Genomic DNA, 19,825 nt, shown 5'->3' with positions numbered 1-19,825 from the left:
TGGGAAAGAATAGAGTGAAGACGCGAGCAGAAAAGTGGTGGTGGCTGTGCTGACAATAGAGGAAATGGAAGAGATTTTGAACGAGGTCGCCGAGGGGCTGCCGGAGGTGTTTTACAAGGAGCTGAACGGTGGGATTTTGCTGCTGCCGGAAAGCCGGATGCATCCGAAAAGCATTGGGGATGACCTGTTTATCATGGGCGAATACCACCGGGGCGGCAGTCAGGGGCGGTATATTGTGATTTATTACGGCTCGTTCGCGCAGGTGTATGGGCAGGCAGACCGCAGCGTGATCAAACGGCGGCTTGAGGAAACCCTGAAGCATGAGTTTACACATCACCTGGAATCGCTGGCAGGGGAACGCGGGTTGGAAAAGCAGGACGAGCGGGACATGAACCGTTATCTCAGCCGGAAGGTGCGGCGGACTTGAGACGTCATGGGATGATGTTCGTCATTGTGAGGTATTCAAAAAACAAGAAAAAAGACAGGCACTTGCAGGAGGGGATTACGCGCTGAAACTTCCCTGCGAGGCCTGTCTTTTTCATATGTTCAAACTTTCAGTAAAAGGGGGGTAGTTCACTGATTACTTTAAGCACGCGTCGTGCTGAGCGCACACGGAGACGCCGCGATCCATGGTTTTGGCACACTCTGCGACGCTGAGGCCGCCATTGTTCGTGGCCATATTGGAGACCGCGTTGGAAGCGAAAGCCTGGGAACCGTAAGTGATGAGCAGTAAGGAAAGGATACTGGCGGCGATTGTCTTTTTCATTTTAAATTGTCCTCCTATAGGAATGATTGGTTTTTAGTTTGGTTTGGGTTATCTGTGACCCTGAGGACAGTATGCCATGGAGTTGTGGAGAAATTATGGTGAGGTAAAATTTGTTTTGGTGACGCGGACGGTTTTCAACTTGGTGCCTGTCACCAACCTCAACTTGGTGCCAGACACCGAAATATATTTGTAACATTCCAAAGAAGGCACAAAGTGCTATTCTATGAATAACATATAGTTTGGAGGTCGCATCCAATGAAGAAATTCATAATTCTGCTCAGTTTAATCCTGGCACTGACCGCAATTCTTCCACCTGTCGCCAACCGTTCCTACGCCGCTGATGCAGGTGTTACCCTTCCGGCCTTCAAAGTCACTCTGAATGGGGTCAGCTTTGAGTCGACAAGCGCCAAATACCCACTGGTGCTCTATAAAGGCATCACTTATTTCCCCATGACCTGGAATTTATCGCGGTCCCTCGGCCTCACCCTGAAATTCTCAGCAGAGACAGGGCTCGACATTCAAAAGGCTGCCAGCCAGGAGACTGTCAAGCAGGATGTCGCTGGCAGCAACCGACTGAACACCACGTATTCCGCAAAAATTGTCACTTATCCCGTCATAGTGGGTGGACAGCGCATAGACAATGCCAAAGAAACTTATCCAATTCTCAATTTCCGGGATATCACCTATTTCCCTTTGACATGGCGGTTTGCCAAGGATATGTTCGGCTGGGATTATCAATTCAGCCAGTCGGGCGGGCTTGTCATCAATTCGGGAGTGATCAATGCCAGCGGACCGGCACAGGGGTTGGTTTCGGGACCATCGGCTGAACCTGCACTGCCTTCCAGCCCAGCCCCATCCACAGCACCGGCAGGGGGTTCAAGCGCCTTGACTTTCGCTGAAAAAACCATAAAAGTCGGGACCAGATCCATCCCCGTCAGCGTTGTCACCGCTGACCTGAAAAGCGGCAAACTGAAGGCCAGAGCCGTCCTCGCCGGATCGCGGGTAGGGGAGACCAACACGCTGGAGGCGGCGGCCAAGCGCGAAAACGCCGTCTTCGCCATCAACGGCACCTTCTTTGACGCTTACAACGGCTATGGCACGCCAAGCAACACCCTGGTCGTGGGCGGAAAACTGCTGACCACGGGCGGACACTATGGCTCACTTGGGATCGCCGGGACTGAAGCCCGGATCGACCGGGTGTCCTCGACGGTCAATGGCGAAAACACCGGCGGCGTCTTCGATAAGGTCTCCTGGTACAGCGGCGCCTGGAAGGGCTTTTCCCTCAATACGCCGCTGATCCACGCCACGGATCAGCGCATCGTGATCTTCGACAAGCAGTATAAGAGCCAGATCGCTCTGAATGCAACCTTTGCGGGCACGGTTTTCACCGTCAGCGGCGGCATCATTTCGAAGGCCAAGCCTTGGGCAGGCACCCTGTCCAACACCGCGGATTACACCGTTGTGTTTCCGGCGGCCCACAGTTACCCCGGCAAGGATACGAATCTCCTGGCTGCCACCGGCGCGTTGATCAACCAAAACGCCGGCTATGTCTATACCTCTTACGCCAAATTTGCCGAGGGCAGCCGCTTTGGCATGCAGCCCGCGTTTACGGCTGAGCTGGGCGGGGACTTCTGGGCCAAGGCAGAATCCGTGGTGGGCGCAGGTCCCCTGCTGGTGCGGGATGGCGTGAAAGCCATCGATTTGGGGAAGGAGGCCTTCTATGAGGCCAAGATTACCACGAATTCAGCAGCCCGAAGCGCTGCAGGGATTTCTGCCGATGGTCGCCTGATCTTCATCACCACCACCGCCACCCTCCATGAGCTGGCGGACATCATGATCCAGCTGGGCGCCAAAACCGCGACGAACCTGGACGGCGGGGCTTCAAGCGGCATGTATTACAACGGAAAAATGATCCGGACACCCGGACGGGCCATCAGCAACGCAATTGTGATAGTGGAGAATTGAATTTGTGATGAAACTCGGTGTCTTGAAACTCGGTGTCAGACACCGATTTCAGTGTTCCATTTAAAGTGTACCTGTGGTTCACCCTAAACTTAACATGACTTTACCCAATGCTTTCAAAGAGTCAATCCCTCTTTAACATTGCCGCGTTATGCTCATCTTGTGCACAAGAGACAAAAACGGATGGTTTTGAAAAAGGAGGAGAATAATTTGAAACTAGGAAATTTCAACAAGACGGCAGTTTCAGCTTTGCTTATGGCATCCATGGCCGCCGCGATGGTCGTCCCAGCTGCAGCAGCACCAGTCGTTTCAGACAAAATCACTGGCAATGGCAAGGACGTCAAAAATGTCATTTTATTAATCTCTGACGGTTGGGGCTACAATCAAATTCTCGCAGCGGACTATTATAACGAGGGCAAGGCCGGCACCCAGCGCTATGAAAAGTTCCCGACCAAGGTGGCAATGAGTACTTTTTCAGTAGGTTCTTACACTCCGGAAACGATTTGGGCCAGTTTCGATGCTGTTAAAGAAAAGCCTACGGACTCTGCAGCAGCCGGAACCGCTATGTCGACAGGCGTAAAAACCTATGACGCAGCGATCGGTGTTGATCTTGAGCAAGAAGACCTGATCCATATTGCTTCTGATTTTGAAACCATCGGCAGAGCCACAGGCGTTGTTTCCTCCGTCCAGTTCAGCCACGCGACACCGGCAAGTTTTGTGGCGCACAACGCCAGCAGAAACAATTACAGTGCGATCGCCAATGAAATGCTGATGGAAAGCGCGACAGACGTCATCCTTGGCGCGGGTCACCCGTTTTATGATGACAACGGCGCTTTCAAAACCTCCGCAAATTACAAATATGTCGGAGGGGCAGGCACTTGGAATGCACTGCTGGATGGTACTCTAACAACTGCGGATGCCGATGGTGACGGGAACTCAGACCCTTGGGAACTGATCCAGCTGAAAACCGAATTTGAAGAGCTGCAAACCGGCGATGCTCCAAATCGATTGCTCGGCATTCCACAAGTCGCGACGACGCTCCAGCAGAGCCGTGGGGGCGATGGCAAAGCGAATGCCTATGAGGTACCGTTCAATGCTTACGTCCCAACCCTCGAAGTCATGACCAATGTCGCCCTCAACGTTCTGGACAACAATGAAGAAGGCTTCTTCCTCATGGTTGAAGGCGGCGCCATTGACTGGGCCGGCCACGCGAATCAAAGCGGCCGATTGATTGAAGAGCAGACAGACTTCAACAACGCTGTTGACGCCGTCTGTGATTGGGTTGAAAACAACAGCAGCTGGAGTGAGACGCTGGTCATTGTCACGGGCGACCATGAAACGGGCTATTTGACAGGGACGGCAGGTGTCAATGATGACGTGGTTAATCAAGGGAAGGGTGTCATGCCGACTATGGCTTGGAACAGCGGCAACCACACCAACCAATTGATTCCATTATTCGCGAAAGGCGCGGGCGCTGAACTCTTCAAGAAACTGGCAGACCAACAGGATCCGGTCAGAGGTGCTTATATCGATAATACGGAGCTTGTCTTAGCGATCAGAGCCCTATTGAATTAGCGGAAAGGCGGGGTCGAGGGAAGCGGGTGTCAGACACCGCCTTCCATCAGATTATAGGATCAAAGGAAAGTCCGCTTCATGGCGGGCTTTTTTATTTGAAGCAAGAGGGTGTCTGTGACTATTGCCAACTATCCCTGCTTTCCATTGCATTTGTGATATTCAAGCCTCCGGAATGGGTATAGGATTTTCAGGAAAGGAAGTGTTTGGCATGGAAGGCCAAAGTCTAATAGTGTATTATTCCTGGACGGGCAATACAGCCGCAGTCGCCCGGGAGCTCCACGCGCAGACCGGGTTTGCCCTTGAACGGATCGAAGAGATGAAACCAAGACCTTTCGGCAGCCTTCCAATGGCGGCTATGGGTGCCTGGTTTCATTTGAAAAGCGCCATTAAGCCACTGCCGGTCTTGATTAATAACTATGACAATCTATTTCTGGGGATCCAGGTTTGGGCAGGAAATTCGACGCCGGCGATCAACGCTTTCTTAAAGCGTGGGAATTTTAAAAACAAAAAAGTTTGGATCTTCATGACGATGGCAGACAATGTGCCGTCGCAAAAGGTCATGGATTCTGTGCGCAGGCGTGTTGAAGAAAAGGGGGGCGTGGTGGTGGATACCATCGGCTTCACCTCAAAGATGTTGGCGACTGTGGGAGATGAGCAGCGAGCTAGTCAGGTGTTGTCTCCTGAAATGTTCCGGGAAGCCCTCACAGCGTGGCTGAGAAATAACCGGATTCTTGAATAGCTTGAGATTTAACGTGAATTTGGCCTGAAATTTTCGTGGACTGCAATTAAACAGGTGCGCGTTTATGTTCCATTTGAGACACGTTTACACAACCTATCACCATTAGCGGACAGGAGAACGACTATGCAAAAGCCCAAGGACTATATTGATTACACCTATACGCAGAACCGGGATCTGTCCTGGCTGAAATTTAATGAACGGGTCCTAAACGAGGCCAATGATCCGGCCGTTCCTATTATGGAACGGCTAAAGTTCGTGTCCATTTTTTCCAGCAATCTGGATGAATTTTTCATGATCCGGGTGGGGAGCCTGCTAGACCTGTCCATGCTCCAAAAGACCATGATTGACAACAAATCCGGCATGACGCCGGCAGAACAGCTGAAGGCAATTTACAAAGCCGTCAAGCCGCTGTACGCGCACAGGGATAAAACTATTCAAAATGTTGAGATGTTTCTGGGGCAATACGAAATCGAACGGCTGAAGGTGACAGAACTTGAAGGCAAGGACAGGAAGGTGATCCAAACCTATTTCAAGACCCAGGTGATGCCAGTGCTGTCACCTCAGGTGATCAGCCCGCACCATCCGTTCCCGCATCTTGAGAATAAGGCGCTGACCATTGCGGTGATGCTGAAATCCAAAGAGTTAACGCAATACGGTCTGATCCCCGTACCCAGGTCATTGCCAAGAGTGGTTTATCTGCCGGGTAAATCACTCCGTTATATTCTGATTGAAGATCTGATCCTCCAATATGCCCCTGATGTCTTTGAAATGTACGAGATCCTCGAAAAAACGGTGATCAGCGTCACCCGAAACGCGGACATCCAGCCTGACGATGAGGCTTTTGAAGTGGATGAAAATTTCAGAAGCCACATGAAGAAAATAGTGAAACTCAGGGCCCGGTTAGCCCCGGTTCGCCTGGAGCTGCAGAACAAGCTGAGCGTTGAATTCTCAAGTTTTATATGTAGTCGTTTGAATCTCGACCTCACTCAAGTTTATTACAGCAAAACGCCGCTTGATATGACCTATGTTTTTGAACTGGAAAGCCGACTGACGGCCGTAGCCCGGCACCATCTCACCTACCAGCCTTTTGAGCCTCAGAACAGCGCTGAAGTCAATCCGTCCGAAAGTATAATCCGGCAGATCATGAAAAAGGATTTGCTGCTCCACTACCCATATGACGCCATGGATCCCGTTATAAATCTAATTCGTGAGGCTTCCATAGATCCTACAGTGATCAGTATTAAAATTACCCTTTACAGGATTGACAGAAAGTCAAAGCTGGCTGAATACCTGATCGACGCTGTGGAAAACAAGAAAGAAGTCATCGTCATAATGGAACTTCGGGCGCGTTTTGATGAAATCAACAACATCGAGTGGGCGGAGCGGCTGGAAGAGGCTGGCTGCAAGGTCATTTACGGCTTTGAGAAGTTTAAGATTCACTCAAAGATCTGCCTGATCACGCGTCGTGATAAGAATAAACTGAGCTACATCACCCATATTGGCACCGGCAATTTCAATGAAAAAACGGCTAAGCTCTACACGGATTTGTCGCTCTTAACGGCAGATGAGGCTATTGGGACCGACGCTAGTCTGTTTTTCAAGCGAATCCTGATTTCAAATCTTGAAGGCGAGTACTCAGAGCTCCTCGTGTCGCCATTTGAACTCAAAGATCCCATCCTGAAGCTCATTGAAAACGAGACTGAAAAAGCAAGGAATGGTAAGGGCAGCGGCATTCTTATGAAATTGAATTCCCTCTCAGACAGGGAGGTTATCGATGCCCTGGCTGAAGCGTCCCAGGCAGGGGTGCCGGTCCGGCTGATCATTCGAAGCATATGCTGCCTATTGCCCGGGGTTCCGGGAAAGACGGATCATGTGTGGATTCGGAGCATCGTCGGCAGATATCTGGAGCATGCCAGAGTATTCTGCTTTGGCGATCCGGAGGACAGCATTCAGGACCTGAAACTCTATATCTCCTCAGCGGATCTCATGACGCGCAATACGGTCAAACGCATTGAAATCGCATGTCCTATCCAGGACATGACCATTAAAAAGCGCCTCCTTGAAATGCTTGATCTACAGCTTCGGGATAACGTAAAGGCCCGAACCATAACCGCCGAGGGCACTTATATTCCCGTGATGACTGAGTCGCAAGCAGTGGTTGACTGCCAGGAACAGATGATGGCCCAGGCTGTTCGAAGAGTCGCTGTGTACACAGCTGACAACAAATCCCTGAAGCGCTGGCTCGAGGATGTCGTGGCAAGGTTCAAAAAGTGATGTGAAGGTTGACCTGCGTATCGATCGAAAAATTTTAGAAAATAGAGACATGGGCTCTGGAAACGGGTATAGATTCTAATGAAAAAGACAGGTTCACACTATGAGCACCTCATACAGAACCTGTTTTTGCCGATGGTTTTCCAACAAGGCATCCAATCCCAGATGCCGAGTATAACCCCACAATCGAGGCGATGACCATGTTCACAGACCAAAGGCTGACCGAGGCCTACACCGACGCCCGTGTCGAGCTCTTCGATGAAAATTCACGTTATGTCTTTTTTAGCGACGCCCACCGCGGTGACAATAGTCTCTCTGATGAATTTGCAAGAAATCAGAACACGTTCCTGAGTGCCCTCGACTATTATTACAACGAAGGCTTTACCTTCGTCGAAACCGGAGATGGCGAAGAACTATGGGAACACTCAAAGTTCAAGCATATCCGTTTTGCACACAGCGACGTCTATGACATGCTTAAGAGGTTTCATGATGACAATAGAATGATTTTGCTCTATGGGAATCATAATATGTATTTGAAAGATCAGGCTTATCTGCAGCACAATTTTTATCACTTTTTCGACGAGTACAACGAAGAAAATTGTGAGCTCTTTGAAGGCATGACGGCGCATGAAGCGCTGCTCCTTAAGCATAAGGAAACGGGCCAGGAGATTTTGGCGCTGCACGGCCACCAGGGCGATTTCATGAATGACCAGATGTGGCGATTTTCAATGCTGTCGCTGCGCTATTTCTGGCGGTTCATGCACATGATAGGATTCAGAAATCCGGCGAGTCCGGCGAAAAACGTACATAAGATGCATAAGATTGAGCGCAACTACAACAAATGGATTTATAAACACCGGATGATGCTGATTTGCGGGCATACCCACCGGCCAAAGTTTCCAAAGCACGGAGAGCTCCCCTATTTCAATTCCGGCTGCGGGGTGCATACCAAAGGTGTCACTGGCATAGAGATTGTAAACAATACTGTCATGCTGGTGGAATGGCGTATTCGCACAGATCAGCAGGGACTACTGAGGGTGGAGAGACAGGTGCTCAGAGGACCGCAATTTGTTTCAAAATACGACTTGAAAAAGTATCAGTTTAATGAAGTGGTATGACGTGAAGTTCAAGGAGAAAAGGAAAGAAGCCGCCGCCCCGAAGAAAGCTGACTCCCAGCTTTCCTCGCGCCGCCGGCTTCTTCTGCTTGAAACAGCGGAAGGGGGGAAGGCGCCCCGGCGCCTTCCCCCTCCATTGTTGTTATGGCGTAAAATACTGAGTGATTACATCGCACACCTCAGCGCCAATGCCACGCTGTGCTTCCTCGGTGGAAGCGCCAATATGCGGTGTCATAGAGATCTTTGGATGCTGCGTCAATCTTGGATTGAGCGGCGGTTCTTCCGTATAGACATCCAGTCCAGCGCCGGAGAGGTGGCCGCTGTCGAGGGCATCGAGAAGGGCGTCGTAGTCAATCAGACTGCCTCTGGCGGTGTTGATGACATAGGCGCCTTTTTTTATTTTTTGAATGGTTTCAGCATCCAGGATAGCGCGGCCATCCGGATTGGACGGCGTGTGGAGGGTAATGAAATCTGACTCTTTGAGGAGCGTTTCAAGATCGACAAATTTGAAGTCTTCATGGCTGCCTTTTGGGCCGCTGCGTTGGTAATAGAGGATATTCATGCCGAGGGCGTGGGCTTTGGCGGCGATTTCCTGTCCAATGCGGCCAAAACCTATGATGCCTAAGGTTCTTCCGTAGAGCTGGATGCCATTGTAATGCTTTTTGTTCCATTCACCCTTGCGAATCGTGATATTGGATAGGTGGATGTGGCGCGCAAGGTTGAACATGTGCCCCAGAGCCAGCTCCGCGACGGAGGTGCTGCTGGAATTCGGCGTGTTGCGGACGCCAAAGCCTTTCGCAGTGGCGTAATCGACATCGATGTTATCAAGTCCAACGCCGGCACGGATGATCAGTTTTAGCTTGGAGCCCGGCTGTGCGGCCGCATCGAGTATATTTCGATCCAACGTTGTGGCGGATCTGACAATAATGACATCATAATCGCCTATGACCTCTTTGAGAGGCTCGGGATCAAAATGGGTAGTGTCGATAGAGTGGCCTTTTTCTGATAAACAGTCGGATGCTATGGAGTCCAAACCATCATTTGCCAGTATTTTTAGCATGTTGAGGTCCTCCTATTCAGGTTGGTGTGATAAGAAAGTGAATTAAGTTGTATGCAATTTAACTTGATTGATCAGAGCTGACACCACGCCGCAGTCGTTAAGACATCTGCAAATCGAGCTGCCTGGACTACAAGGATGGTTTCGTGAAGGGTTTTTGCATCTACGGACCCGGCTTTATTGGATAAGTCCAGTGTTCCGGTGGCGTCGGACAGAAATTCTACTTTAAATCCGAGATGGACCGCTTGCCTGGAGGTCGTGTCGCAGCACATGTGGGTCATGTATCCGCAGATTGCCACAGTTTCGATTTGATTGGATCTGAGCCATTCTTCAAGCGGCGTGCCGGTAAAACTGCCTGGGAGGTGTTTCTCGATAATCAGATTATGGGGTTGCTGCGTTATTTCCTGTTTAATTTCTGCCCCAAAGGATTCAACGGCGAATACGGGTGCATCCGGACTCGGGATGGTATGTTTGATCAGGACCACCTTAATACCAGTGGCATTTGCGTGTTCAATGGCTTTAAGGATATTTTTCAAGCTGTCGTCACGATCATGAATAGGGAGTTTTCCGGTAAAATACTCATTTTGGACATCTATGACCAACAAAGCTTTTGACAAATTGACCATCCTTTCGGCAAATTTAATGCTCAGATTCTTATGCTCATGCAATGTGAAGTTTTCTTGTATTGATATAGATACCTAATTATGAAAAAAAACAACTTTTGTACATAAAAAAAGTGAGCTCTGGCACTCTTTTTAACTTGGTGTCAGACACTCAGTTCAACTTGGTGTCAGACACTCATTTCAACCCGGTGTCAGACACTCAGTACAACTCGGTGTCTGACACTCAGTGCAACTCGGTGTCAGACACTCCTTTCACTTAGTAATTGCAATATTTTAGGAAATGCTCATTTTAAAACCGTCATGCGCCTCGCTCCGCCTTTACCAGTATGATACAATATTGTAAAAGGATAACGACCATCGGCAAAAAATATTTTCATCATCAATGGAATTTGCAGCGATGGAATCTGCAGTAACGCCAAGCAAAGGGAGGAATTCAGTTGAAGACGAATCGACGCCTGTTCATCACCGGTTTAATCTTGATCTCATTGTCGACCCTGGCCGCGCTGAGCTTCTGGTGGTCTGTAAAATTAGAAGGACCGGTTTTCTTCGAGCAGTTTCGGGAAAACACCAGCATTGTCAGAACAACACCTGAGGGCTATCCGGCCTTCCAACAAGTGATGCTGCCAATGCCGTTTCTGATGGATGTGACGGACGAGCGCGTGATTGAGCGCGTGATCTTCCCGGAAGCACCCTGGCCTGAGGATCAGACCAGGATCTATTATGAGCCGGGGGCTGGCCTGACCAGCTTCATGGGGACGCCTGTCGGGAAAACGACCATTGGGCGCTATAATTTCAATACCCTTATGGTCTCCATAGACTTACTGGAGGCAGAGCCCTTCGGACCGGTTAAATTGACCTGTGCGGAGCTCTACTATGCAAATGGCGAGAGGGAAACGGTTGAAATTGGTGAAATCTATCTTTCCGGAGTCGAGCTGCCAGAGGGGCATTTTGAGCACCGAAGCAGCGGTGGATCTTCGGACCATGCCTATGAGTCCAACTTTTTAGTCGAGATCCCCATGGAGGTCCTTGAGGTCAAGTCACCTTTGATGTCTAAGCTTGAGGCGCTGTTCGAAATCAAAATCAACGGCGAAAGCGCAGCTAAGCTGAAAGGCGCCAAACTTTCAGAAGGGGATTCAGTCCATACGACTGCCGTCCCAAAAGGGCCTTGGGAGATCACACAGCAATTCACGGTTTATGATCTGACGCCGGTCTTGACCTATAGGACGACAGAGGGCGAGATTTACAGCCAGCGTCTGATGAGCATAATCGAGAATCAGACTGTCTACAGGCCTGAAAACTTTCTAGACTTGGTCCGCTATCTGCGAGCAAGGGGGGTCATCTAAATGCATGAAGGCTTCAACCGGATCTTCTGGGGTCTCTGCTTTGTGACGTTTCACATCAACCTCGGCGGATTTGAGGGCCTGCCGCTGCCGGCGTTCGCTGCGTATCTCATGGTTCGGTCTGGCATCAAACAGCTCATAAATGAACCCCCTCCCACTGAAGTTGAAGAAGCGCATCCGAAACCAATCATAGAGGAGACCTCCACTGACACAGTCCATCCTCCAACCCATTACTTCAAGCGTGCGGCGACACTGGCCCTGATCAGTGCTTTAGTCGCCGTGCCAAGGGTCGCGACTGCCTTTTACAGTCAGCTCCTTGCACAGCATCCACTGGCCATGCTGCTGAACTTCGGCCTTGGCGCGCTCCTGGACCTGGCTCTCGCTTACTGTTTGCTGACGGGCGCGGCCTGCCTGCTGGAAATCCAGGGCAACCCTGAACGAAAAGTATTTTATCTTAAAAGACTTCGCCTCTATCTCGTGCTTCTCGTCAGCGCCTCGATCATAGGCATTGCCGGGTTGGCGCTGGGAATGCTCGAGTCCAGCGTCGCCTACGGCATTGCCATGCTGGCGCTCAGAATCTGGTTCATCCTGCTGGTTTACGGTCTGAAGCCCGCTTCAGACAGCCGGCCGTCCCAGGCGCCCAGCGCGCCATGAAAAACCACAATAATTCAAGTTTGTTGAGGGCGCACCCACCTGCGTCCTCATTTTTTTGCTATAATAGAGCCACGTTAAAGAGGCCAAAGGCGGCAGTGCTTTGCCGATGGTCCCTTAACCCAAAACACGCAGCACCAAGGGGGCGAACCCGAGATGAACACCATGGAAAAATTCATACTGCTTCTGATCCTCCTCATTGTATCCGCAACCGCCGCAGGGGTACTCAACCGAACGCCAAACTACCCGGATCAGATCCCCGAACCCGTACAGCGTCAGCTGAGCGCCCCAGAGACTATTGAGTTCGAGGGGAAGAACGGACCAGTGACCCTTGAGCTGCTGGCGGAGTATGAGATCACGGCCGTGGTCAAAGGCCGCAAAAACTACACCAGCGACGCTTCGGCAGCCGTTTCGCCGGTAGATCTGGCCCTGGCCTGGGGCAATCTGAATCAGAGGGCCATTGACGACACCATTGACTACACCCAGTCTGGTCGTTGGTATTACTACCGGCTTTCTCCCAACGCTCCGGTGAGTGTTTATGATGTGCAAATCCAGTCTGCGAACACGCACTTGATCCCTAAAGATGAAGACATCCTGAAGCAAATCAAGAAAATTGACAAGCATGACCTCATTCGGCTGGAAGGCTATCTCGTGAGCGTGACCTTTGATCCGCAGCTGCCGGACTGGACGTCGAGCCTCACGCGGACAGATTCCGGGAATCGCGCCTGCGAGATATTATATGTGACCGAAGTGGAAATTAAGTAACTGGGGGTCTTATTGTCAATACCATTCATTCAATTACCAGGAGGAGATCTCATGAAAGATAGGAAAACCAAAAAGGAACTCAGGGCACAATATGAAGAACGCACCATCATCGGCGGTGTGTTTGTCATTCGCAACACTCACAGCGGGCAGATTCTCCTCGAAGCAACGGGGGATCTGAAAGGCAGCCGGAATCGATTTGAATTTGCGAAGAAAACGGGCGCCGGGCTGAATCTTAAGCTGCAGAGAGATTGGACGCACCTCGGGGCAGAGGCCTTCGAGTTTGAGGTTCTGGAGTCCCTGGAGAAAAGTGAGACTCAGACCGGGGAAGCTTTCGCGGAAGACCTTGAAGTCCTCAAAGAATTTTGGATGGAAAAGTTACACGACGCTTATTTTTATTAATGGGGTGGGTGTGTAAAAAACCACGAACGAGCATAAAAAAACTTTATCCTCCACATAGGGAAATTATCCAATTTGGATAGTGCATTTGGTGCGAAATTGACTATAATAGAATGTAATAGATGTTAAATCGCCTATAATAATGCAGTTATATGGAGGAAAATGCAATGGAGAAGATGGAGAAGGAAGCGCTTGCTCAAAGGATAGAGCGGCTGACACTGGAACTCGTCAATTGCCGCAGTGTCGTAGCCACCTCAGATGAACTCGCCATGAGCGAACTGGTCTATAAAGTGCTGTCTGATCTGCCGTACTGGAAGCAAAACCCTCAGCTTCTGGTCAAGCAGCCGTTTATCAACGATCCTCTCGGCCGTTTCAGTGTGGTGGCCAGGTTGGAGGGTCAAAAGGACGCGTCAAAAAAGACGGTCATAACGATTGGTCACACAGATACGGTTGGCATCAGCGATTATGGGGATTTCAAGTCCCTTGCCACAAAGCCGGAGGCGCTGATTGAAGCGTTGAAGACCGTGACGTTGTCCGAGGAAGCCAAAGCGGACCTGGATTCCGGCGAATGGCTGTTTGGCAGGGGGATCCTCGACATGAAATGTGGTGTGGCCATCATCATCAGCTTGCTGGAGCTGTTGTCCGAGGATGTGGAAAATCTCTCCGGAAATATTGTCTTCGCTGCAGTGGGGGATGAAGAGGGCAATTCCGGCGGCATGCTTTCAGTGGTGCCGGAGCTGGTTCGCCTTCAGGAAAAGGAGGGCTATGAGTACCTGGCCGTCTTGGATACTGATTACATGGCCCCGCGCTATGAGGGGGACGAGGACCGCTATATCTATATTGGGACAGTGGGAAAGCTGATGCCGTCGTTTTATGTCATTGGCAAGGAAACCCACGTGGGGGATCCGTTTAAGGGCCTTGACCCCAACCAGATTGCCGGCGCCATCATTCATAAAATCAATAAAAATGTCGCTTTCTCGGACGTAGCGGATGGTGAGGTGTCCCTTCCGCCAATCACGCTCCAGCAGCGCGACCAGAAAGAAGAATACTCCGTCCAGATCGCAAGAGCGACAAATCTTTACTTCAACTACGCGACACACAAGAGCACTCCGGACGAGGTCATGTCCAAGATGATCCGTGCGGCTCACGAGGCATTCTCCGACGTAGTCAACGTCCTGAATGAGCGCTATGACATTTACTGCAAAGCCAGCCGAATGGAACACAGACTGCTTCCGTGGCGCGCCAGAGTCATCTCCTATCAGGCCCTCTATGAAGCGGTCAAGGAGGAGCGTGGGGAAGCGGTCCTGAAAGCTCATATTGAGGCCTTGAAAGCGGAGATGCTTAAGGATCCGTCTATTGACGAGCGCCTCTTCGGGCAGAGGATCGTTGAAGCGGTTCACAGTCTGTGGTCCTTCAAGGATCCTATAGTCATTGTGTACTTTTCGCCGCCGTATTATCCGCATAACTACGTCAAGGGCAACTGGGCCAAGGACGTGCGTCTTCTGGAAGCGGTGGAACATGCGATCCAGGCTCAGGGGAGCGCACGCAAGGTGTTGAGCCGGAAGTTCTATCCCTATATTTCGGATCTTAGTTTTGTATCAGCGCCTAAGAACGAGCGCATTGTCGCCCTTCAGAACAACATGCCCGCCTATGGATCCAGATACAAGCTCCCTATTGAGGACATGCAAAAGTTGAGTCTTCCCGTGGTCAATATAGGTCCTTATGGCAAGGACGCCCACCAGTTCACAGAGCGGATTCAGCGGGACTATTCCTTTAATGTGGCACCGCAGCTGGTTTATGAGACGCTGCTGGCTCTTTTGGAAGAGCGTGAGTCTTCAGCAATCTAACAGAGCGCTTATTTAGTCGCTGATCAGATCGGGCATATTTTGGGGAATGCTGACCATCGGCGGATTAATGCTTTTAATGTTTTTTCACTCTGCGATTGTCGCTAAAAGGGGTAAAGGCGCTTAAAGCGGGGGCGCTGGGCATTCGTGTCTGCTTTGGAATATCAAATCGCGGCATTGGAAGGCGGTTTAGGTTATTTATAGATTATTTTGTCGGCGCACCCTGTGAAGGGTGCGCTTGTGTTATGTAAACTTATATTTTTATAGTTAATATCACTTTTTCGAGAGGGAATTGGTACGGGTGTTGAGGTTTGGATATTATGTAAACCGTTATTTCTGTGATTAAATTGACTGGATAAACCGTGATCTGACTAATATTATTAAAATTCAGAATTAACTAAAAGTATGCAATTTTCAGTTAATTCGACTAAAAAATTAAAAAATAATAACATTTTTCTCTTCCCTTATTCGGTATTTTGAGTTAGAATTGGTGATGTTGACAGCGAATTTGAAATGCCGACACCACTGAGGAACAACATTATGTTCCCGAAGCGAATTAAGGAGGACTCATACTTTATGCAATTACTTCATAAGTGGAATCATTTAAGTCTTGTCAAGCGTATTTTAATCGGTCTTATTATTGGTATTATTTTAGCAGTTGCACTTCCTGAGGCTGCAAAGCCAATCACGATCTTTGGCTCACTTTTTGTTGGCGCGTTGAAAGCTATTGCGCCGGTTTTGGTATTCTTCCTCGTCATGGGCGCGATCTCCCAGCATAAGCACGGTCAGCAAACCAACATGAAAGGGATCATTGCCCTTTACTTGCTCGGTACTTTTGTAGCTGGTCTTGTCGCGGTTATTGTCAGCTTCATGTTCCCTGTTACTTTGGTACTTACAACTGGCGTAGAAGGCATTGCGGCACCTGGTGGTGTCACAGAAGTTCTTAAAGCGCTTCTTCTCAATATCGTTGACAACCCGGTCCGTGCTTTGATGAACGCAAACTACATTGGCGTTCTTTCATGGGCAGTCGTACTTGGATTGGCGCTCAGACATGCTCCTGATACGACAAAGACAATGATCACCAACTTCGCTGACGCACTTTCCCAAATGGTTCGCTGGGTCATTGGCTTCGCGCCGCTCGGCATCATGGGTCTGGTATTTGACTCCATTGCGACTAGTGGCCTCGGCACATTGCTTGGTTATGGACAGTTGCTCGCGGTTCTGATTGGTACAATGTTCTTTATTGCACTCGTTGTCAATCCGCTGATCGTATGGTTCAACATCCGCAAAAACCCGTTCCCGCTTGTATTCAGATGCCTTAAAGAGAGCGGCTTGACTGCGTTCTTTACAAGAAGCTCCGCTGCGAATATCCCAGTCAACATGAGACTTTGCGAAAGCCTTAATCTCGACAAAGACACTTATTCTGTATCCATTCCGCTCGGCGCAACGATCAATATGGCTGGCGCTGCGGTTACCATTTCAGTATTGACACTTGCTGCGGTTCATACACTAGGCATTCCTGTCGATCTGCCTACAGCGGTTATCCTCAGCGTCCTGTCAGCAGTCAGCGCATGCGGCGCTTCCGGCGTTGCAGGTGGTTCACTCCTCCTCATCCCGCTTGCTGCAAGCTTGTTCGGTATTCCAAATGACGTCGCTATGCAGGTTGTCGGCGTTGGCTTTATCGTCGGCGTCCTTCAGGATTCTTGCGAAACAGCGCTGAACTCATCTACAGACGTTCTCTTTACAGCGACTGCAGAGTACGCTAAGAAGCGTAAAGCAGGCGAGCCTATTGTCTTTGAAAATAGAGCGGTTGACGTCGAGTAATCAGTAAGAAGCTTATAAAAATTTGAATGTAAAAACGCATCGGCTTTGGCTGGTGCGTTTTTTTACGTTCAGGCGTTAAGAGTGGTGTCGCGGCCTATAGTATGTTGCAGTTTAAGAATTTGCAGGGCACCAAACTTACTGTGACAAACAAAACAGGGACGCGGACAGAAATTGATTCTGTCTGCGTCCCTTACTTGATCTCATTGATCTTTATGTTTCAAAACGAAAACTTTCTTATATTTTGTCCAGCATTCCCAGAACAATGCGGTTGGAATTCTCAGCTGCCATAACCGCGAATTCGTCAAAATTGACATGGGCCGAACCATCCGCTTTGTCGGACATAGCCCTGATGATCACAAACGGCACTTGATTCAAGTGACAAACGTGGGCAATAGAAGCGCCTTCCATTTCGGTAGTGTAAGCGCTGAAGACCTTCTCAATAAAATCCTTCCGGTCAGGCGACGCGACAAACTGGTCCCCGGAGACGATCCGGCCTTTAAATACCTGGTGATCCTTAATGTGCGCCTGGCTGACCGCGTAGGCAAGCTCGACCAAAGCAGCATCCGCTGGAAATACGGAAGTCTCCATGCGCGGGATCATGCCGTGGGAATAGCCAAAGGCCGTACAATCCACGTCATGCTGAAGGCAATCCGTTGAAATGACTATATCTCCCACATTCAGGCTGTGGTGGATTGCACCGGAAACGCCCGTGTTGATCACGGTGCCAGCGCCAAACTCCGAAATCATAATTTGGGTGCACACCGCAGCGTTCACTTTGCCTACGCCGCAGGTCGCCACAATGACATCCTGTTCCTTAAGTTTTCCGTCGAAGAAGGTAATGCCAGCCACTACCTTTTTTTTGCCGATGGTCATCAGCGCCTTCAGCTGTTCCGTTTCCAAATCCATGGCGCCTATAATCGCAATTTTTGTCATAAGGGACTCCTCTCAATAAGCTCATGATATCCTAGACTTCAATTTGATATGACTCAGGGATGCCTTTTGCAGGGACGTGCACTACTGCGGATAATTCAAGTTTTCCGGTCCTGCATGGCTGAGCACTTCCAAATAAGCTGCAGCCTCAAGTTTAGCGCCTTCCAGATTATGAAGCTCATAGTTGCCGCATTCTATAGCGCTGACGCCTGGGAGCTCGCCATTATAATCAGCCGCAAAGGCGAAGGCGCGCTTCAGCAGCGGCAGGATTTCCTCAGAGGTGTACACCCCGTGGACCAGCAAGTACATCCCTGTCAGACAGCCCATAGGTCCGAAATAGAGGATCCTGGAGGCAAATTCCTCATCATTCCTCACAAAGGTCGCGATCAAGTGCTCCAGGGTGTGGATGGCGCCGTTGTCCAGACGCTCTTTATTTGGGTACTTCATGCGAAGGTCAAAGGTCGTCACGGTTTCAGCGCCGATTTGATCGACTCTGGAGACGTAGACGCCCAGATTTAGACGTAAGTGGTCTACTGTAAAGCTTTCAATTTTTTTCAAGGGGGATCAGACTCCTTTTCGTTAAAATACTATCTCCAGAATATCACATCTTTGAAGGGGGAAAAAGGTGCGACGTACCTTTTTCCACTTATCATATCAGGAAGGCAGTGTCTGACACCGCCTTCCTAACTATGCTTATCATCCATATTTTACCACGCAAGATTCAACATGGATTTAACAATCGCTTAACTTTGACAAAACACAAGGACCAATTTTCCGTGCTAAACTCAGTTTGTAAGGTTGAGGCAAGACAAAACGCCCCGCGAGGAAAGCCCTCAACCAGTCAATCAACGAAAAAACAAAAAACAACCAATAAGAGACTACTAGGAGGACTTGTAAATGTTAAAGAAAAAAGCACTCGTACTGATGTTGACCCTTGGGATTGTCGGTTCGCTGGCAGCATGCTCCCAACCTGCGGCTGAAGCTCCGGCAGCAGAACCTGCTGAGCAAGTTGAAGCACTCAGCGGCGACGTCATCGTCGACGGTTCCGGTACGGTTTATCCACTCATGGCTCACATCGCTGAAGAATACATGGTTAACGAGCAGAACGAAGTCAGCGTCCAGGTCGGCCGCGCAGGTTCTTCCGCCGGCTTTAAGAAATTCATCCCAGGTGATACGGACTTCTCCGACGCTTCCAGAAAGATTAAAGACGAAGAAATCGCGCAGCTCGAAGAAAAGGGCCTCAAAATGGGCGACAACGTCATGGAAATTAAACTTGCCTATGATGGCCTGACTATGGTCATCAATCCGGAGAACACCTGGGCAACCGAAATGACTCAAGAAGAAATCGTCAAAATGTTCCTCTCCGGCAGCTACAAAGCAGACGACAAAGTCCTCTGGTCTGACATCAGAGCTGACTGGCCTGCAGAAGAAATCAAATTCTACGGTCCGAATGAGAACCACGGCACCTACGAATTCTTCGCTGAAACGATCCTGGATAAGCAGCCGATGGTCGCAACCGCCAACCTCCAACAAGAGTATTCCACGCTGGTTGACCTCGTCTCTCAAGATAAAAATGCCATCGCGTTCTTTGGCTTCGGTTACTATACAACCAACACAGATAAACTGGTCGCTGTAAAAGTCGACTTTGGCAATGGCCCGGTGGAGCCTACTCTTGAGACCATCGGCGAAGAGCTTCCGTACGGTGGCTTCACAAGGCTCGTCTACACTTACCTGAACCTCAACTACGCAAAAGAAAAGCCGCAGGTTCTCGACTACGCGAAATATGTCGTGTCACCTGAAGGCGCAGCAAGACTCGCTGGCGAGAACGGCTTCGCACCGCTTCCGGAAGCGACTTACGCAGAGTACCTGACTCAGCTCGAAGCGATTCAATAATCGACCGGAAGCTGAAATTCGAATCAACAATTCAGACTTCAAGGTGGGGGCGGGGGCTGCCCATCTTGAAGTTT

The 19,825-nt window shown here is 49.9% G+C and carries 18 protein-coding genes; 13 read left to right on the top strand and 5 right to left on the bottom strand.

Features of this window, described 5'->3' with window-relative positions; translation table 11 throughout:
* Window positions 1-46: 46 nt before the first annotated feature.
* Window positions 47-427 carry a metallopeptidase family protein gene (locus tag OEL90_RS07940; protein ID WP_291402061.1) on the top strand — a complete coding sequence of 127 codons (381 nt, stop codon included), beginning with the start codon at window positions 47-49 and terminating at the stop codon, window positions 425-427.
* Window positions 428-580: 153 nt separating this feature from the next.
* On the opposite strand, the gene OEL90_RS07935 is transcribed toward OEL90_RS07940, so the two are convergent.
* Window positions 581-766 (bottom strand): hypothetical protein, encoded by a 186-nt coding sequence (locus tag OEL90_RS07935; protein ID WP_291402059.1) that lies wholly within the window; start codon window positions 764-766, stop codon window positions 581-583.
* 255 nt (window positions 767-1,021) lie between these two features.
* Here OEL90_RS07935 and OEL90_RS07930 point away from each other — a divergent pair, with 255 nt between their 5' ends.
* The 5 genes from OEL90_RS07930 (at window position 1,022) to OEL90_RS07910 (ending at window position 8,431) form a co-directional block, all read left to right on the top strand.
* Window positions 1,022-2,731 carry a phosphodiester glycosidase family protein gene (locus OEL90_RS07930; RefSeq protein ID WP_300687794.1) on the top strand — a complete coding sequence of 570 codons (1,710 nt, stop codon included), beginning with the start codon at window positions 1,022-1,024 and terminating at the stop codon, window positions 2,729-2,731.
* Between the two features lie 207 nt (window positions 2,732-2,938).
* A complete protein-coding gene (locus tag OEL90_RS07925; protein ID WP_300687793.1) occupies window positions 2,939-4,303 on the top strand; it encodes an alkaline phosphatase in 1,365 nt (454 codons plus the stop codon).
* Window positions 4,304-4,511: 208 nt separating this feature from the next.
* The gene (locus OEL90_RS07920; RefSeq protein ID WP_300687792.1) at window positions 4,512-5,042 is read left to right on the top strand and encodes a flavodoxin family protein; all 531 of its coding nucleotides are present in this window, start codon (window positions 4,512-4,514) and stop codon (window positions 5,040-5,042) included.
* Window positions 5,043-5,165: 123 nt separating this feature from the next.
* The gene (ppk1, locus tag OEL90_RS07915; protein WP_300687790.1) at window positions 5,166-7,316 is read left to right on the top strand and encodes a polyphosphate kinase 1; all 2,151 of its coding nucleotides are present in this window, start codon (window positions 5,166-5,168) and stop codon (window positions 7,314-7,316) included.
* Between the two features lie 197 nt (window positions 7,317-7,513).
* Window positions 7,514-8,431, top strand: a complete 918-nt coding sequence (locus OEL90_RS07910) for a serine/threonine protein phosphatase (RefSeq protein ID WP_300687789.1) — start codon at window positions 7,514-7,516, stop codon at window positions 8,429-8,431.
* 139 nt (window positions 8,432-8,570) lie between these two features.
* Here the strand turns inward: OEL90_RS07910 and OEL90_RS07905 are convergent, their stop codons facing one another.
* Window positions 8,571-9,488, bottom strand: coding sequence for a D-2-hydroxyacid dehydrogenase (locus tag OEL90_RS07905; RefSeq protein WP_300687787.1), 918 nt, complete (start codon window positions 9,486-9,488; stop codon window positions 8,571-8,573).
* A 71-nt stretch (window positions 9,489-9,559) separates the two neighbouring features.
* Window positions 9,560-10,102 carry a cysteine hydrolase family protein gene (locus OEL90_RS07900; RefSeq protein WP_300687786.1) on the bottom strand — a complete coding sequence of 181 codons (543 nt, stop codon included), beginning with the start codon at window positions 10,100-10,102 and terminating at the stop codon, window positions 9,560-9,562.
* 443 nt (window positions 10,103-10,545) lie between these two features.
* Here OEL90_RS07900 and OEL90_RS07895 point away from each other — a divergent pair, with 443 nt between their 5' ends.
* The 6 genes from OEL90_RS07895 to sstT all read left to right on the top strand — a co-directional run bounded on the left by OEL90_RS07895 (window position 10,546) and on the right by sstT (window position 16,928).
* The gene (locus OEL90_RS07895) at window positions 10,546-11,451 is read left to right on the top strand and encodes a hypothetical protein (RefSeq protein WP_291402044.1); all 906 of its coding nucleotides are present in this window, start codon (window positions 10,546-10,548) and stop codon (window positions 11,449-11,451) included.
* Entirely contained in the window at window positions 11,452-12,102 is a 651-nt protein-coding gene (locus tag OEL90_RS07890; RefSeq protein ID WP_291402042.1) for a hypothetical protein, read from the top strand. It begins immediately after the preceding gene.
* Window positions 12,103-12,255: 153 nt separating this feature from the next.
* Window positions 12,256-12,864: a hypothetical protein gene (locus OEL90_RS07885; protein WP_291402040.1), complete on the top strand. Its 609-nt coding sequence runs from the start codon at window positions 12,256-12,258 to the stop codon at window positions 12,862-12,864.
* 51 nt (window positions 12,865-12,915) lie between these two features.
* Window positions 12,916-13,263, top strand: a complete 348-nt coding sequence (locus OEL90_RS07880) for a GIY-YIG nuclease family protein (protein ID WP_291402038.1) — start codon at window positions 12,916-12,918, stop codon at window positions 13,261-13,263.
* A 164-nt stretch (window positions 13,264-13,427) separates the two neighbouring features.
* The gene (locus OEL90_RS07875; protein WP_300687783.1) at window positions 13,428-15,107 is read left to right on the top strand and encodes a M20/M25/M40 family metallo-hydrolase; all 1,680 of its coding nucleotides are present in this window, start codon (window positions 13,428-13,430) and stop codon (window positions 15,105-15,107) included.
* Between the two features lie 573 nt (window positions 15,108-15,680).
* On the top strand, window positions 15,681-16,928 hold the full coding sequence (gene sstT, locus OEL90_RS07870; RefSeq protein ID WP_291402034.1) for a serine/threonine transporter SstT: 1,248 nt from the start codon (window positions 15,681-15,683) through the stop codon (window positions 16,926-16,928).
* Window positions 16,929-17,162: 234 nt separating this feature from the next.
* Here the strand turns inward: sstT and OEL90_RS07865 are convergent, their stop codons facing one another.
* Complete coding sequence (locus OEL90_RS07865; RefSeq protein WP_291402032.1) at window positions 17,163-17,861, bottom strand: 5'-methylthioadenosine/adenosylhomocysteine nucleosidase; 699 nt, start codon at window positions 17,859-17,861, stop codon at window positions 17,163-17,165.
* 81 nt (window positions 17,862-17,942) lie between these two features.
* Window positions 17,943-18,416, bottom strand: a complete 474-nt coding sequence (locus OEL90_RS07860) for an S-ribosylhomocysteine lyase (RefSeq protein WP_300687782.1) — start codon at window positions 18,414-18,416, stop codon at window positions 17,943-17,945.
* A 339-nt stretch (window positions 18,417-18,755) separates the two neighbouring features.
* Here OEL90_RS07860 and OEL90_RS07855 point away from each other — a divergent pair, with 339 nt between their 5' ends.
* Entirely contained in the window at window positions 18,756-19,751 is a 996-nt protein-coding gene (locus OEL90_RS07855) for a PstS family phosphate ABC transporter substrate-binding protein (RefSeq protein WP_300687780.1), read from the top strand.
* Window positions 19,752-19,825 lie beyond the last annotated feature (74 nt).

The organism is Acidaminobacter sp. (assembly GCF_030247605.1).
Classification (GTDB): domain Bacteria; phylum Bacillota; class Clostridia; order Peptostreptococcales; family Acidaminobacteraceae; genus Acidaminobacter.
Note: the sequence above shows the minus strand (reverse complement) of the source record. Positions and strands in the feature narration are given on the sequence as shown.

Excerpts from the sequence above, each read along its gene's own strand:
- OEL90_RS07935 (WP_291402059.1), bottom strand. The coding sequence starts at position 766 with ATGAAAAAGACAATCGCCGCCAGTATCCTTTCCTTACTGCTCATCACT.
- OEL90_RS07930 (WP_300687794.1), top strand. The coding sequence starts at position 1,022 with ATGAAGAAATTCATAATTCTGCTCAGTTTAATCCTGGCACTGACCGCA.
- OEL90_RS07920 (WP_300687792.1), top strand. The coding sequence starts at position 4,512 with ATGGAAGGCCAAAGTCTAATAGTGTATTATTCCTGGACGGGCAATACA.
- ppk1 (WP_300687790.1), top strand. The coding sequence starts at position 5,166 with ATGCAAAAGCCCAAGGACTATATTGATTACACCTATACGCAGAACCGG.
- OEL90_RS07910 (WP_300687789.1), top strand. The coding sequence starts at position 7,514 with ATGTTCACAGACCAAAGGCTGACCGAGGCCTACACCGACGCCCGTGTC.
- OEL90_RS07905 (WP_300687787.1), bottom strand. The coding sequence starts at position 9,488 with ATGCTAAAAATACTGGCAAATGATGGTTTGGACTCCATAGCATCCGAC.
- OEL90_RS07890 (WP_291402042.1), top strand. The coding sequence starts at position 11,452 with ATGCATGAAGGCTTCAACCGGATCTTCTGGGGTCTCTGCTTTGTGACG.
- OEL90_RS07885 (WP_291402040.1), top strand. The coding sequence starts at position 12,256 with ATGAACACCATGGAAAAATTCATACTGCTTCTGATCCTCCTCATTGTA.
- OEL90_RS07880 (WP_291402038.1), top strand. The coding sequence starts at position 12,916 with ATGAAAGATAGGAAAACCAAAAAGGAACTCAGGGCACAATATGAAGAA.
- OEL90_RS07875 (WP_300687783.1), top strand. The coding sequence starts at position 13,428 with ATGGAGAAGATGGAGAAGGAAGCGCTTGCTCAAAGGATAGAGCGGCTG.
- sstT (WP_291402034.1), top strand. The coding sequence starts at position 15,681 with ATGCAATTACTTCATAAGTGGAATCATTTAAGTCTTGTCAAGCGTATT.
- OEL90_RS07865 (WP_291402032.1), bottom strand. The coding sequence starts at position 17,861 with ATGACAAAAATTGCGATTATAGGCGCCATGGATTTGGAAACGGAACAG.
- OEL90_RS07855 (WP_300687780.1), top strand. The coding sequence starts at position 18,756 with ATGTTAAAGAAAAAAGCACTCGTACTGATGTTGACCCTTGGGATTGTC.